Raw genomic sequence first — 14723 nt, 5'->3', positions numbered from 1 at the left:
CGGTTTCAATATACCACGCCGGAACGTGTTTTTCAATCCCGCCGGCTCAAAAGCCCCGAGCGGTAGAGGTAATAAAGCAGCGTCAGCAGCGCAGTCACGGCAGCGGCGACGTAGGTCAGGAACGCGGCCGAAAGCACTTCGGATGCGCCTTTCGCCTCGTCGCCGGAGACGATGCCGGACGAAACCATCAGCTTCTTCGCGCGCTCGCTCGCATCGTATTCGACCGGCAGCGTGACCAGAGAAAAGAGCACCGCCAGCCCGAAGCAGACAATGCCGATCCAGATCAGCGGCTGCATGTGCAGCAGGAACCCCGCAAAGAAAAAGATATACGCTCCCGGACTCGCCAGGTTGACGGCCGGAACCAGCGCGCTGCGCAATCCCAGCGCCCCGTAACTCGTCGCATGCTGGATCGCGTGGCCGGCCTCGTGGCAGGCCACGCCGATCGCGGCGATCGAATCCGAACGGTAGACGCCCGGCGACAGCCGCAGAACCTTCGCGGCCGGATCGTAATGATCGGAAAGAAAGCCGTCCGTCTCCTCAATGCGCACATCATGGATTCCGGCGCCGGACAGCAGCCGGGACGCGGCCTCCGCTCCGGTGATCCGTTTCGCACTCTCGACATGCGAATATCGGTCGAACGTGGTCCGGGTCTTGAAGGTCGCCCAGAGCCCGAGCAGAATGCCGGGCATGACGAACAACAGGTAAACAGGATCAAAAAACATACAGACCTCCTCTTCTACCGTCGGGTTCCGCGCCGGAAATTACCGGGCCGTGAAGCCGCAGGTCGTCTTCAGGAACGTCGCGGCCAGCTCCGGCCAGCGCTTCGCATCGGGATAATCCGCCGCGAGCCCGATGCCGTGCGGCCCCTCCGGAAACACGTGCAGCTCCGCCTTCACGCCGTTGTTCCAGCAGGCCGTGGCGAACTCCATGGAGTTGCGGATCGGAACCGAGCCGTCCGTCGCGGTGTGCCAGAGGAACGCCGGCGGCGTCTCCGGCGTCACGCGCGTTTCCAGCGAATACCGCTCCCCGAGATCCCCCAGGCGCTCGCCGAGCAGGTTGATGCCGCTGCCGGAATGCCCCCACTTGCTGAATGAAATCACAGGGTAGCACGGAATGATCGCATCGGGCCGCTGCGGATATGCGTCGGCTTCATCGCCGGCATTCGCGTCGATCTCGTTGAAGAGCGTTCCGGCACAGGCCGTCAGGTGGCCGCCGGCCGAAAAGCCGAGCACGGCAATCTGCGAGGCGTCGACGCCCCACTCCGCCGCCCGGCTGCGGATCAGCTTGATCGCCCGGAAAATATCGCGCTGCGGCGCCGGAAAGCGGTATGGCGCGACCCGGTAGTGCACGACGAAAGCGTGGAACCCGAGCTCGTTGAACTTGAGCGCGATCGGCGCAGCTTCGTGCGGAGCGCGGCAGGAGTAGCCGCCGCCGGGACAGACGACGACCGCCCCGCGCAGCGGCTGCGATTTGTCCAGCAGATAGGTTTCGAAATACGGCTCGAAGTCGTCGGCCGGATTCCCGGTGTTCGCGCTTTCCGGATGGTTCCAGAGTTTGATGGTTTCCATTTTCTTCATCCTTTGATTTCATTGCGCCCCGGGTTCAGGGCGACCGCCCGCCCGTCCGGCGCATAATAAGTTCCCGACAGATGCTGCGGCAGCACGACAGTCGCGCCGCCCGGTCCCGCTTCGACTTCGACGGTTCCGCCGGCGGGGTGAACGACCCGGCCCTTCAGCGTCCGTCCCGGCGGAAGCTGCGGCCGGACTTCGACCGCGCGGAATCCGAATCCGACCGGCCGGACACCGAGCATCGAAGCGTAAAAGTGATAGAGAATATGCGCGCTCCAGGCATGGCAGTCGGAACGGCTCGGTTCCGGTTCCTCAAGCAGCGTCGCCAGCCCGAGACGCTCCATCTCCCGGAACACATCGAGGCGGCGGTCGAACAGATCCGGCCGGTTCAGCTTCCGGTACGCCTCGAACAGATAAAAGGTAAAATAGACCGTGGCCCGCACCAGATCTTCCGCTTCGCAGAGCGCGCGGCCGCACGCCTCTTCGATCTCCGGCGGCAGCGTTCCGGCGAGCAGCATCATCGCCTGCATGTGCTCCGAATATTCATTCCCCTCCGCCGTATCGGCGAAGAGCCCCCGTTCCGGGCGCCAGAACGCCTTCACGACCGCATCAGAAAGCCGGCGGGCGCGGGTCCGGAAATAGTCCGCCATCACTGCATCTCCGGTCAGTTCATAGAGTTCCGCCAGCGACGACACGCCGTACAGATGGATCGCATTGACGATTCCGGACGCGCCGCCGTCGGCTTCGGGCGGCACGCCCATCGGCCAGCCGGTCCAGTCGACGAAGTTCCAGCTGCGCGGAATCCGCACCAGCCCGTCGACGCCGATCCAGCGCTCGTACGCATCGGTCACCCGCCGCGCGGCCGGAAGCAGCTCCGCGACCAGCGGGCCGCCGTGCCAGCGGGCGTAATCCCCGAGCATCGCAATGAAAAACGGCGAAAAAGTCGGAATGATCTGCCGGATGCGCGACGGATAGCGCGACTGCATGAGCCCGGATTCGAGCTGGCTCGCCGCAAACATCCGCAGCGCCTTTTCGACCAGCCGGGCGTCGCGCGAGACAACCAGCGTCAGCAGCGCCTGAATCCGCGTATCCCCGAGATACATCAACTGTTCGTAATACGGACAGTCCATGAAAGTGTCGTGCGAACACATCTCAAGCGTCCGGCGCGCCATTGCGGCAAGGCGGCCGAGCTCGGGCCGGTCGAATTCGAGCGAACTCTCAAAGCTCACCGGGTAGCGGAACTCGTTCAGCGCCAGACGGTCGATGCGAAGCACCTCCTCCGCCGTCTCAATCTCGAGCGAGACAAACCGTCCGGCCCGGTACCATGCGGTGTAAAACCGCATTCCGTCGCGGCCGTCCGGCAGGAAGCGGTCGTAAATGCCGAAGAAATAACGGTCCCGCCATTCGGTGCGCCAGCCTTTCGCGCGGACTTCCTTCTCCTCGGTCATCAGCGTTTCGGCCCAGCCGAGTGAAATCCGCGCCCCGCGCCCCCGCGACACGACCAGTTCAGGGCGTACGCAGTAATAATCGTCCAGCTCGATCAGGAATTTCGTCTTCGTATGCGGCGGAACGCGGAGTCCTCCCGCCTTCAGCTCCGCTTCGGCACGGGCGGCCGCCTCACTGCAATGGTCGGCAATGCGGAACTGACGGCCGCGGTCCGGACCGGCGTAACGGATGGTCCACCCGCGAACCGGAGTCGCCAGCATATCCGGCAGCGCGGCCGGATAAAGCAGCGGCTGCGGCGCAAATTCGTTGCGCAGCTCCGCATCGCCGCCGGGCCAGAGTTCGGTGACCGGAAGCCAGCCGTCCCCCTCCCCCCGCTCGACCCCGTCCGGGTAACCGGCGGCATCGAATATGAGCTCCTGCCCGACGCTGCCGGGCCAGCCCGGAATCTGCGCGAAACGGTGCCCGGGGACCGGGCGGGCCTGCCAGTTCCGCGCATTCGTCTCGAGCTGCGCGGCGCAGGCGCCGTCGACGGCGGCCAGAAAGCCGTGGCGGAATTCGATTTTCGCATAGGGCCCGCGGCCGCCGAAGCTCGAAACGGCGGCGACCAGCGCATGAGGGCCGGCTTCGAGTGCCAGTTCATACGTATCGACATAGGTGTGTTCGACATCGCCGAGTTCGGGACCGGTCGCGAGCTCTTCGCCGTCGAGCCAGAGCCGGTAGACGGCATCGGCGCAGACGCCGAGCATGAATTTTTCCGGGGCGGCGAGAGTGAAACAGTTCCGGTAGGCGACCGTCCGCGCCGCTTCCGGCTCCCCGGGCAGCGCGATCCACTTCGCCGGCCAGACGCCGGCATCGACCCAGCTGCCGATCGCCTGCCGCCGCCAGAACGGAAGACGGCCGACCGTCACGCGCCTGAAATTCGCCATATCGAAAATCCTCCTGTCGGTTCCGGCCAACCTGCCGGAACCGCATTATTTTCCTGCATTCCGGTAAAATACATCTTTCCCCGGCGATATTCAAGATAAATCCGCCAAAAAATCACAGCCGGAGACTGGCAAAAAACCACGGACGTGGTATGTTAATTTCGAAGTTATCTCTTTTGGCTAAGACGGAGCAGAACGGATGAATCCCGGATTTTACACGGCGCCCCGACAATGAAGTTCGACGGAACGTTTTCATGTCGATATGGTTATATGATTTGCATTCAACAATATTTTTCTGGAGTAGACAAGTAAAAATGGCGGAAAATTCCGAAAACAACGCCCCGCTGGATTTCATCCGCGAAATCGTGGCGGAGGATCTGCGCAGCAATAAGAACGGCGGGAAAGTCATCACCCGCTTTCCTCCCGAGCCGAACGGCTATCTGCATATCGGCCATGCCAAGGCGATCTGCCTCGACTTCGGCGTCGCCGCCGAAAACAACGGCCGCTGCCATCTCCGGTTCGACGACACGAATCCGACCAAGGAGGACACCGAATACGTCGAGTCAATCATCAACGACGTGAAGTGGCTCGGCTTCGACTTCGGCGAACACCTCTATTATGCGAGCGATTATTTCGAGCGCATGTACGAGTGCGCGGTGACGCTGATCCGGAAAGGCCTCGCCTACGTCTGCGACCTCTCCCCCGACGAATGGGACGAATACCGCGGCAACCTGAGCGCGCCGGGCCGGGAGTCCCCGGGCCGCAGCCGCAGCGTCGAGGAGAACCTCGCGCTTTTCGAACGCATGAAAGCCGGTGAATTCGAAGACGGAGCGATGGTCCTGCGCGCCCGCATCGACATGGCCTCCCCGAACATCCACATGCGCGACCCGGTCATCTACCGGATCCGCCGCGTCCACCACTTCCGCCACGGCGACAAGTGGTGCATCTACCCGATGTACGATTTCGCACATCCGCTCGAGGACGCGTTCGAGGGGGTCACCCATTCGTTCTGCACGCTTGAGTTCGAGATTCACCGCCCGCTCTACGACTGGGTGCTTCAGGCGCTCGACTTCAAGAATCCGCCGGTGCAGACCGAGTTCTCCCGGCTGAATCTGACCTACACGGTCATGAGCAAGCGCAAGCTGCTGCAGCTCGTGAAGGAACATCACGTCTCGGGCTGGGACGACCCGCGCATGCCGACCATCTGCGGGATGCGCCGCCGCGGCATCCCGGCGGCGGCGATCCGGAAACTCTGCAGGACCGTCGGCGTGACCAAGTTCGAAGCGCTGACCGATATCGCGCTGCTCGAACACTGCGTGCGCGAGGAGCTCAACGCCACTGCTCCCCGCTATCTCGCCGTGCTCGACCCGCTGAAAGTCACGATCACGAACTATCCGGCCGAAGGAGTGCCGGAGCTCGACGCGGTCAACAACCCGGAGGACCCGTCCGCCGGCAGCCGCAAGCTCGCCTTCACCCGCGAGCTCTATATCGAAAAAAGCGACTTCATGCTTGAACCGGTCAAGGGTTACTTCCGGCTTGCGCCGGGCCGCGAGGTCCGGCTCCGCTACGGCTACTTCATCAAATGCGAAGAGGCGGTCACCGATGCGGACGGCAACGTCGTCGAGCTCAAATGCACCTTCGACCCCGAAACGCGCGGCGGCTCAGCTCCTGACGGGCGCAAGGTCAAGGGAACCATCCACTGGGTTTCCGCCGAAACCGCGATCCCGGCGGAAGTGCGGCTCTACGACCGGCTTTTCACGGTCGAGCAGCCCGGCGCCGACGGCGCCGACTTCCTGACCCAGCTGAATCCCGGCTCGGTCAAAATCGTCGAAGCGCTGATCGAGCCCGCCCCGGCCGGCCTCCCGGCCGGCAGCAGCGTTCAGTTCGAACGCAGCGGCTACTACTGCGTCGACCCGGATTCGAAGCCGGGGCGCTCGGTCTTCAACCGCACGGTCACGCTGAAGGATTCGTGGGGGAACAAGCAGGGGAAATAGAATGCAGAGCGGCAGGCTGAAACAACTGTTCGTCCATTATGTGACCGGCTCCGACTGTTCGTATCGGGAACTCGGTCCGGTCGGCAAGCTCACGCGGCTGCTCTGGATTTCGGGACTGCGCTACACGGTGGACCGGAACAGCCTGCGCGCCGTTGCCCTCACCTATTACACGCTCTTCGCGGTCGTGCCGATGCTGGCGCTCGCCTTCGGCATCGCCAAGGGGTTCGAACTGCAGAAAAAGCTGCAGGAGATCCTTGTGGACAAGCTCGCGAACCAGCGTGAAATCCTGGAGTGGATCTACCAGTTCGCCGATACGACGCTGCGCCAGACCCAGGGCGGAATCATCGCCGGCGCCGGCGTCATCGTCCTCCTGTGGACGGTCATGTGGCTGGTCAACAATGTCGAAAAATCGTTCAACGCGATCTGGAACCTGCCGCCGCGGGGGAATCTCTTCCGCCGGTTCAGCGACTATCTGTCGCTGATCCTCATCACGCCGTTCCTGATCATCGTGCTGTCCAGCGCCGGGCCGGTGCTCCGGAAGCTTCTGGACGACGGCGGACGCCTCGGCACGGCGGGCACGGCGCTCTTCAGCCTGATGTCCGAAATCTTCCCGCCGCTGCTGATCTGCGTGACCTTTTCGCTGATCTACTTCATCGCGCCGAATACGAAGGTCAAGTTCCGTTCGGCGATTCTCGGCGGAATCATCGGCGGGCTGCTGTTCCAGCTCTTCCAGGACGGTTTCATCATCCTGCAGACCAGCATCTACCGTTACAACAAAATCTACGGCAGTTTCGCCATTCTGCCGCTGTTCCTCGTCTGGCTCAAACTCTCATGGCAGATCGCGCTGTTCGGGGCGGAGGTGTCGTTCATCCACCAGCACATCGGCAGCGGGCTCTTCGACCGGCTCGGCAAGGAAAAGCTGAGCCTGAAACTGCGCCGCGAATACCAGCTGCTGATTCTCGGGAAAATCTTCCGGACCTTCGACCGGGACGGGGGAGCGGTTGAAGAAGAGGAGCTGCTCGGAACGCTGCCGCTGCCGCAGGTGCTGACGCTTTCGATGCTCGACGAGCTTGTCGAAGCCGGCGTCATCTACAAGCTCGAAGGGCTCGACGACAACCGCTACCTGCCGGGGCATCCGTCCGAACATTACACGATCTGCGACGCTCTCGGCAGACTCGGCGAATCCGGCCTCGTGAATCCTCCCACCGGCAATACGCCCGCTCTCGAAAGGGTCATTCGCAGTCTCAAAACCATCGACCGGGATGCGTCCCGGAGTCCCGGCAACCTTCCGCTCAAGGAGATCGATCCGTCATGAAGCTTTTTCTCCCGGTCCTTGCCGCCTTTGCGTTCACCCTGATTCTCTCCGCCGCCGACGGCATCTGGCGCGCCGACGGCGCGAAGCTGCTGAAACCCGGCGAACCGAAAATGGAGGTCGGCTTTCCGGGAGGAGCCCAGCTCTATCGCGAGCCGGACCGGCTGACTTTCCGGCCGCAGCGGGCCGCGTTTGACGCGCAGTCGCTCGAAATGGAGATCAAAGTGGAGGCCGACACGCCGGAACCGGTCAAGGGCGTGGTGTTCTTCAAGAATAAGGACGGGCTCTGGTTCCAGAGCATCGAAGAGTTCAGTTTCACACCCGGCGAATGGAAAAAAATCGGCGTCCGGCTCGACCGCTCCGGCCGCAACTGGCGCGGCGTCGGTCACGGCGCGGTCTTCGACGCCGAAGCCGCCACGCAGATCTTTTCGGCCGGAATCTCCGTCTACGGCAGCGAGACGAGGACTTTCACGCTCGAATGCCGGAATCTCCGCTTTGCGGGAGAGCGCGAAAAACAGCCGCTCTCGATCCGCGACTGGAAGCTGCCGCCGCTCGGAGAGGTGAACCGCCGGGTCGACAGCCGGTTCCGGCTCGACCGCGAATTCTTCAATCCGTACGATCCCGATGAGGTGACGGTCGATTTCGAGCTGAAAACACCGGACGGAAACGTCAAACGCTACCCGGGCTTTTACTCCCGCGATTACACGCGGACGCGCCATTTCACGCGCGAAATCATCCGTCCGGAGGGCTCCGGCTTCTGGGAGATCCGGTTCACGCCGCTCGTTCCCGGCGACTATCAGCTGCGGCTCGTCGTCAACGACCGCATGGCGAAGGAGGAGACGGTTTCGGAGTGGCGGAGCTTCTCGGCTGCGGCCTCGAACCTCCCCGGGGCAGTGCGGGTCTCGGCGAAAAACAACGGATTTTTCGAGCTGACCAGCGGCGAATTCTTCTTCCCGATCGGATTGAACATCCACACCAATACGGACCGCCGCAGCGAAATCGGCTTCAATTTCGGCCACCTGCCGGACCGCGGCACCTATGACTACGACGACTATCTCACGGCGTGCGGCAAGGCCGGAATCAACGCCGTCGAGGTCTGGATGGCCGGCTGGACCATGGCGCTCGAACACGACGCCGGGCGCAGCGGCTACTACGGCGTCGGCCGTTACAACACCGATGCCGCCTGGCGGCTCGACCACGTGATCGACACAGCCCGCGAAAACGGCATTTTCATCAATCTCATCATCGACAACCACGGGCGTCTCTCCGACAGCTCCGACCCGGAGTGGCGCGAAAACCCGATCAACGCCAGGGCGGAGTACGCCGCTGCAAACGGCGGCTTCCTCTCGGACCCGGCGGAGTTTTTCCGTTCCGAAGCGGCCATGAAAAACAACTCGAAGCGCGCCCGCTACATCGCGGCGCGCTGGGGCGGTACGCCGAACATCATGGCGGTCGAGCTCTGGAGCGAAGTCGACCTCACTTCCCAGATGCGCGAGCGTTACGCGGACGGCAGTGCGCTCAAGTGGCACCAGGCGGCGGCGGAGGAGCTGCGCGGCTACTCCCAGATCGGCTGGCCGGTCAGTACGCACATCTGCAGCGAATTCCATAATCTGCTCGGCCTGATCAAGCTGTTCCAGCAGCCCGCCATCACCCATATCGCCGGCGACGCCTACCGGAATCCGGACATGCATTTCGCGGACCATCTGCGCGACTACGGCAACCATATGAAGAATCACGGCAAGCCGCAGCTCATCACGGAGTTCGGCGGCAATCCGAACGGAAGCGCGCCGGAGCAGATCCTCGGCGACATCCACTCCGGGTTGTGGGGGTCGCTTTTCTCCCGGCTCTCCGGAACCCCGTTCCTCTGGTGGCACGATTTCGTCCATCTCAACGACCACTACGACCACTACCGCGCGTTCGCGGATTACCTGAAGGGCATCGACCTGCGGAGCGAAAAGCTCGACTACCTGCTCTCCCCGGCGGTCACCGTTCCGGCTCCGCCGAAGGGCCAGACCTACCAGGCGCTGGCGCTTGCCGCGCCGGACGCATTTTACGGCTGGCTCTACAACCGGGCAGCGACACAGCGCTATCCGGCCGACCCGGCCGCCTTCCCGGAAGTGAAGGAGGTTTCGATCAGGCTCGAGAGCGCGCTGCCCGCGCCGGGCGAATACCGTCTCCGCTGGTTTTCGACTCTGCCGTGCCGCGAGGTCGCCTCCGGGACGGTCAAGGTCGAAGCGGGCAAACCGGTCGTGCTGACCGCGCCGCCGTTCCGGATCGACCTGGCATTCAAACTCGAGCGGGAGAAGAAATAATGCGCAACAAATTCATCCTCGTCGCCGCCGCTTGCTGCACCCTTCTGGCGGCATCGGCCGCCGGAAGCGCCGGCTCCGGCGAAGCCTCCCCTGCCCCGGCGCCGGAAAAGAAGTGGCTGGTTCCCGAGGCGGAGTACCGGCTGAGCGTACAACCGGAACTCCCGGCAGAAGCGACCAGCGTGGACATGCGCCGCCAGGTGCTGCCGGTGCTGCCGGAGAACGGCGTGCGGGTGTTCGACGACGCCGGCAATCCGGTTCCGTTCCAGTTCCACGACAATTATTCGCTCTCCATCGCGCCAGCGCCCAAGGCGAAGGCGTTCGACATCTATTTCGGCTTCAAGGAGAAGCAGCCGGCCGACACCTGGAAGCCGGAATCCGGAGTGCGCCCCCCCGCCCAGCGGCTGCTGCTGGCTTTCTACTGGGGCGGGAACCGGCCTTGCACACCGGAGGAGTTCCTCGACTGGCGGAACCGTGAAATCGAGCGCCAGAATCAGTGGCACGTCCGGAATTTTCCGAACCGGACTTACATGATCCTGCGCCAGCGGTATCAGGGAGTGGAGACGGTTCCCTGGGTTCCGAAATTCCCGCAATACTGGAAAAACCGCAAAAACCAGTGGAAGCGGCTCGTGACAAAGAATCGCAATCAGCGGATCAGCGCGTTCGCCGAGCTCACCGGCCGGCCGCGCATTCAGCGGATGCAGTACTTCAATTACTCCTGGCAGCAGCATATGAAGAATCACTTCGCCTACATCAAGCGGGAGCAGACCCGGATCGCAAACCTCTACGCGCAGGCCCGCAAGGATATGGTGTTCGGCGCCGAAAACAACCTGCTCGGCATGGCCGGCTGGCGGAATCCGCGCACCTTCATCGCAACCGAAGTGCAGCTGCTGGTCCGGCCGCCGGAGACGCAGGAGCACTACTCCGCCCGCTTTTCCGGCTTCCTCGAAGTGCCGGCCGACGGGGAGTACGAATTCGAGCTGATGTCGAACTCGCTTGCGGTCATGCGCCTCAACGGACAGATCCTGATCCGGAGAACCGACGCCAACGGCTCGCAGCCGCCGACCCGGGAGGTTGCCCGGATCAGCCTCAAAAAGGGCAGTGTTCCATTCGACCTCTTCTACCGGCTCAACAGCGGCTACGGCCAACTGACCGCCCGCATGCGGCCGGCGGGGACGGGGGAATTCGAGCTGCTGGCGGCCGAACATTTCACTCCCGCCCGCGCCGGGATTCCGAAAGAGCTGGCGGACCGTGAAAAACGGAACTACCCGCTCCTCGCGCGCCGCAGCCACTATCTGCTGTATACCGGCAAGCGGGAGAGCACTCCGATCGAGAGCTTCCAGTTCCAGACGCCGCCGGAGCAGCTGGAGTGGCGCCTCGGAGAAGGCGCCTGCCGCCCCATATCGGAGCTGCCGCCGACGGTCGTCCTGCCGGATGAGCCGGAGAAGCAGCTCTCTTTCCGGCTGAAGGAGCGCCCGGAGACGGAACTGCCGGTCCTCCGTCCGGATTACCGGGCCGACCTGGTTGAACTCCGCCCGGACCTGTCGCTGAGACTCTGGGCTCCGGCGGTCGTCTACGAAGACGAAACGCTTTCCGTCATGGCAGAAACCGTCTCTCGGCTGCCGTTCGAGGTCGAGGCGGAGCTCGCCGTCCGGCTGGACGGCGCCGATGCGGAAAAACGGACCATCCGTCTCGCAGGCAAGCCGGATGAACGGTTCAACCGCGCGGCTGCGGACATCTACCGCAAGGATGCGATCGAGCTCCCGCCGTCTCCGCCGAAGGAGGGCGCGCCGAAGGAGAGGGTGCTTGATGCGGAGCTCGCCATCACCGGCTTCACCTTCGACCGCAGACGCCTGACGATCGTGCAGGTGGCTTCCGGCCGCAATTTTGAAGAGCTCGCGGGAGAAGACGGCGCAGTTCTGGTGCTGCGCCGCCCGAAACTCAGCGACATCCGGAATTGGGAGCTGCCCCGGAAAATCGGGGAAGAGCTGATTCCGTACCGCCGCCTGCTGGTGATCGGCGAAGCGGCCGACGGCGTCGCGGAGACGGCCTCCGAAGCGTTCAAGGCCCAAAAGCAGACCGTCGAATTCGTCCCCTACGACGACTCCGAGAATCCGCTGGAGTCGAGCCTGTTCCGGCTGCTGGACCGGATCGCCGCCAGCGATGCGGACCGGGCCGTGCTCATCCTGCCGTGCCTCCGCCATATGGGGACGCTCGAGCCGTGGATGCGCGACCGTTACATCGCGGTCCTGCTCGAAAAACTCCGGGCGAACCGCAAGCTTCACGCCGTCTATCTGTCGCCGGGTCCGGCGGCTTCCGGCGAGGAGGATGCGATGGGCGGACTGCTCGACTCCCTGCGCCGTCTGGCGCGGGAGTATGACGTGCAGCTGCTGGAGCCGCTCCAGGCCTCCCCTGCCCCGGCAGCGGGAGCCGAGCGAACAACTCATACCGCCGGCGAACTGACCCCGCTGTTCGACGTGCTGAAACGGAAGCTTTGACGACAAGCCGGAAAAAAATCCCGTCTGTTCGGCCAGCTCAAGGCGGAGATTCAGAAGCCGGGTTCTTTCTCGCAATGACGCTGTTCGGGAATCTCTTCCGCAGCCAGACGGTGTTTTCCTGCCGGTCGCCGAATCGCTCGGCCTGACGGCATTGATCGTCCAGCTTCTCATGACGCTTGCGGTGAGAAGGGCGTACTGCGGAATCAGCGAAGAGCAAAAAGGAGACGCCTCCGGACCCCGAACAGGAAGCGGCGGAGAGAAAACCGTACAGCCCGAACCGGGAACGGAATCCCCGTAAAAAGGGTCCTCCTCCGCCCACTTGCCGAAGGCCCTGACCGTCCATGGCATTTCGGCCGGCCGGAGTTCCGAATGTCAGAAGCGGATCGCCGTCCAACACCACGGCAGTACGTTGAAAAACGCCGACCGGATAAAATCGGCAGATATCCATTGCTTTCCGCTTGAAAAAAATGAAGTTGCAGGTATTTTATATACAGTCATAATGGCCCGGTAGCTCAGAGGATAGAGCAGCTGCCTTCTAAGCAGTTGGCCGTGGGTTCGATTCCCGCCCGGGCTACCATTTTAACTCCCTAATTTCAAGCAAGAAGCAACACAAAACCAACTTCTCTGCCTCATCCTGAATCAAGCTGATTTTTATTGCTTTTAGAACACGAATTAGAACATTTTTAGAACATCATTTTGGTTCTTATTCCATTTGTAACGTGCTCTTTTTCAAAGCAGGGCTGCACCAGCCGCAGAATGTCTGAAAGAAAATCCCAAACAATTCCACTGTTTCTCTCTGTTCTCTCCTTTGAAAGAACATCCCCCCTCCCCTGCCAACGATGCAAATTCAAAGTTCAACTTGGATTTTGCATAAACCATCCTTGAACCCAGACCAGCACAACCCGGTAAAAACTTACTTCTCAAATATCCAACTCCCTGCATAAACAGGATGAAAATCAGCGAAGCCGTTGAATGAGATGATTCTGTTTCGTTGTGAGTTTGCCCCCTCCCGCGCTCTGAGATTCCGCTGTTCTGCGTGAAATTATGCTTGCACATATCATTTATTTATCTCCGTCATCTTATGCGGGGGAATAATCCGGTCAAAGCGCCATCTACGCTACGCAGGAGATCGCGGATCGAAAGCTCCTGCGTCAGCAGGCATGTTTCACGCTATCAAAGGCAGGTTAATTGGTAGTACCTATATGAGCCCCCTGTGAGGGCTTTAGACATCACAGGGGGCTCATCCCTACACAAAGAGAAACAGAATAAACAGTAAGCAAGAGAGACAGCAGCATGAGAAATGAAAGAATCACCTACGAGGAGCAATATCAGGGACATCCTATCATGACCGACAAAGAGAAACAGCTTGGCTGTAAAGAAGCGATATTGCAAAAGATTGATCAGATCATGACCGATATGAGCAGCCGTCACAGCAAAGTCTACTTCATGCGGTATGATGTCCGATTCCCCAAAGGCTACGGGCATCCGAATGACAACGAACTCTTCAGCCAGTTTCAAGAGACCTTCATCAAAAACCGTAAGAGAGCAGGTTACGACCCGGCGTATATCGCAGTCCGGGAGTGTTCCCGAGAGAAACACCAGCATTATCACGTTGCATTGATGATGAACGGACATAAGACCCAAAGCATCCACGATCACATCCAGACGGCAGAACGGTTGTGGGAGAAGACGCTGAACCTGTCACCGAAGCATGATGACGCAGGACGGGCAACCAGCTACGGACTGATTGACGATTGTATGAGGAACCGGCAAGGTCAACCGCAGGAGAACGGCGTCATGCTCCGCAAGGATGACCCGAACTACAACAGCCAATACGATCAGTGTTTCCGACGTTGCAGCTACCTTGCCAAAGTCAACCAGAAAGATTCCTCACCCAAGCACCAGCGGGAAGTATTCTCGTCCCGCATCCCCAAATAACCAATGAAAGGAAATCGCAATGACCGAACAAGAACTGAATGTCTTCCTCGATCTGGAATGGAACTGCGCAGCTTTTACTCCCGAAGAGCCATCTGTTTCCGCTCCGCTTTCTCCGAAGCAGTGGGCACGCATCGTCTCCCGACACCCGGAGCTTCAGGAACTCTGTCCATTCTCCGAGTTTACCCCGGACGAGTGGCTCATCGTTCTTGAGAAGCAGCAGTCGCTTGCATGGCGGTGTACGTGCTGGAAAGATTTCACCCCGCATCAGTGGCAACGACTGTTACAACACCAACCGACTTTGCTCCATTACTGCGAAATACCGGATCATCCGGCTGTAAGGAGCGGATTACTGGCAAGTGACAGTTATTTCAGCACAGATATCGATATGCATGATTTCACTTTGGGAGACTGGTTCTGGGTCGTCAAGCATAATCCGGGCATTTGGTATAACTGCCCCTGTCAGGAACAGTTCACGAAGCCAATGTGGTGGAGCATCCTTTACAGTTCCGCTGAATTGTTGACGGACTGCCCGTGCCTTGACCAGTTCAGCGATGAAGACTGGCGCAGGCTCAACCTCCTTCCGAAGTTGAAGTCACGGATACGCAACGGCGAGCAGTTCCGGAAGCTGATCGATCTGGTCAGGCATCCGTTCCATCATCTCAAGTTCGATGACGACCTGTCGCTGTAGTTCCGTAAATGGGGCGATATGATCCCTGTCCCAGCAGGGATCTGAAC

10 protein-coding genes and 1 tRNA gene are annotated in these 14723 nt (G+C 61.2%); 7 read left to right on the top strand and 4 right to left on the bottom strand.

Annotated elements, in window-relative coordinates:
* Positions 1–32: 32 nt before the first annotated feature.
* The 3 genes from FYJ85_RS20125 to FYJ85_RS20115 are packed head-to-tail and all read right to left on the bottom strand — an operon-like array spanning position 33 to position 3940.
* The gene (locus FYJ85_RS20125) at positions 33–722 is read right to left on the bottom strand and encodes a zinc metallopeptidase (protein ID WP_106051667.1); all 690 of its coding nucleotides are present in this window, start codon (positions 720–722) and stop codon (positions 33–35) included.
* Positions 723–761: 39 nt separating this feature from the next.
* Positions 762–1568: an alpha/beta hydrolase gene (locus FYJ85_RS20120; RefSeq protein ID WP_106055657.1), complete on the bottom strand. Its 807-nt coding sequence runs from the start codon at positions 1566–1568 to the stop codon at positions 762–764.
* 5 nt (positions 1569–1573) lie between these two features.
* Positions 1574–3940: an alpha-L-rhamnosidase-related protein gene (locus FYJ85_RS20115; protein ID WP_154420519.1), complete on the bottom strand. Its 2367-nt coding sequence runs from the start codon at positions 3938–3940 to the stop codon at positions 1574–1576.
* A 311-nt stretch (positions 3941–4251) separates the two neighbouring features.
* Between FYJ85_RS20115 and FYJ85_RS20110 the strand changes: the two genes are divergently transcribed.
* The 5 genes from FYJ85_RS20110 to FYJ85_RS20090 all read left to right on the top strand — a co-directional run bounded on the left by FYJ85_RS20110 (position 4252) and on the right by FYJ85_RS20090 (position 12627).
* Positions 4252–5931 carry a glutamine--tRNA ligase/YqeY domain fusion protein gene (locus FYJ85_RS20110; RefSeq protein ID WP_106051671.1) on the top strand — a complete coding sequence of 560 codons (1680 nt, stop codon included), beginning with the start codon at positions 4252–4254 and terminating at the stop codon, positions 5929–5931.
* Between the two features lies 1 nt (position 5932).
* Complete coding sequence (locus tag FYJ85_RS20105) at positions 5933–7246, top strand: YihY/virulence factor BrkB family protein (protein WP_106051673.1); 1314 nt, start codon at positions 5933–5935, stop codon at positions 7244–7246.
* Positions 7243–9555, top strand: coding sequence for a DUF5060 domain-containing protein (locus tag FYJ85_RS20100; RefSeq protein ID WP_154420518.1), 2313 nt, complete (start codon positions 7243–7245; stop codon positions 9553–9555). Before FYJ85_RS20105 ends, FYJ85_RS20100 begins: the two co-directional genes overlap by 4 nt.
* On the top strand, positions 9555–12050 hold the full coding sequence (locus FYJ85_RS20095) for a PA14 domain-containing protein (RefSeq protein WP_154420517.1): 2496 nt from the start codon (positions 9555–9557) through the stop codon (positions 12048–12050). Before FYJ85_RS20100 ends, FYJ85_RS20095 begins: the two co-directional genes overlap by 1 nt.
* 501 nt (positions 12051–12551) lie before the next feature.
* Positions 12552–12627, top strand: a tRNA-Arg gene (locus FYJ85_RS20090).
* Between the two features lie 152 nt (positions 12628–12779).
* On the opposite strand, the gene FYJ85_RS20085 is transcribed toward FYJ85_RS20090, so the two are convergent.
* Positions 12780–13106: a hypothetical protein gene (locus tag FYJ85_RS20085; protein WP_154420516.1), complete on the bottom strand. Its 327-nt coding sequence runs from the start codon at positions 13104–13106 to the stop codon at positions 12780–12782.
* A 237-nt stretch (positions 13107–13343) separates the two neighbouring features.
* Between FYJ85_RS20085 and FYJ85_RS20080 the strand changes: the two genes are divergently transcribed.
* Both FYJ85_RS20080 and FYJ85_RS20075 read left to right on the top strand, forming a co-directional pair.
* Positions 13344–13988, top strand: a complete 645-nt coding sequence (locus FYJ85_RS20080; protein ID WP_154420515.1) for a YagK/YfjJ domain-containing protein — start codon at positions 13344–13346, stop codon at positions 13986–13988.
* A 19-nt stretch (positions 13989–14007) separates the two neighbouring features.
* Positions 14008–14676 carry a hypothetical protein gene (locus FYJ85_RS20075; protein WP_154420514.1) on the top strand — a complete coding sequence of 223 codons (669 nt, stop codon included), beginning with the start codon at positions 14008–14010 and terminating at the stop codon, positions 14674–14676.
* Positions 14677–14723: the final 47 nt, after the last annotated feature.

The organism is Victivallis lenta (genome assembly GCF_009695545.1).
In the GTDB taxonomy this organism is placed as follows: domain Bacteria; phylum Verrucomicrobiota; class Lentisphaeria; order Victivallales; family Victivallaceae; genus Victivallis; species Victivallis lenta.
This window is presented reverse-complemented; position numbering and strand designations above follow the sequence as displayed.

Bases quoted from the DNA above. Each gene is read 5' to 3' on its own strand.
- FYJ85_RS20125 (WP_106051667.1), bottom strand. From the start codon at position 722: ATGTTTTTTGATCCTGTTTACCTGTTGTTCGTCATGCCCGGCATTCTG.
- FYJ85_RS20120 (WP_106055657.1), bottom strand. From the start codon at position 1,568: ATGGAAACCATCAAACTCTGGAACCATCCGGAAAGCGCGAACACCGGG.
- FYJ85_RS20115 (WP_154420519.1), bottom strand. From the start codon at position 3,940: ATGGCGAATTTCAGGCGCGTGACGGTCGGCCGTCTTCCGTTCTGGCGG.
- FYJ85_RS20110 (WP_106051671.1), top strand. From the start codon at position 4,252: ATGGCGGAAAATTCCGAAAACAACGCCCCGCTGGATTTCATCCGCGAA.
- FYJ85_RS20105 (WP_106051673.1), top strand. From the start codon at position 5,933: ATGCAGAGCGGCAGGCTGAAACAACTGTTCGTCCATTATGTGACCGGC.
- FYJ85_RS20100 (WP_154420518.1), top strand. From the start codon at position 7,243: ATGAAGCTTTTTCTCCCGGTCCTTGCCGCCTTTGCGTTCACCCTGATT.
- FYJ85_RS20095 (WP_154420517.1), top strand. From the start codon at position 9,555: ATGCGCAACAAATTCATCCTCGTCGCCGCCGCTTGCTGCACCCTTCTG.
- FYJ85_RS20085 (WP_154420516.1), bottom strand. From the start codon at position 13,106: ATGTGCAAGCATAATTTCACGCAGAACAGCGGAATCTCAGAGCGCGGG.
- FYJ85_RS20080 (WP_154420515.1), top strand. From the start codon at position 13,344: ATGAGAAATGAAAGAATCACCTACGAGGAGCAATATCAGGGACATCCT.
- FYJ85_RS20075 (WP_154420514.1), top strand. From the start codon at position 14,008: ATGACCGAACAAGAACTGAATGTCTTCCTCGATCTGGAATGGAACTGC.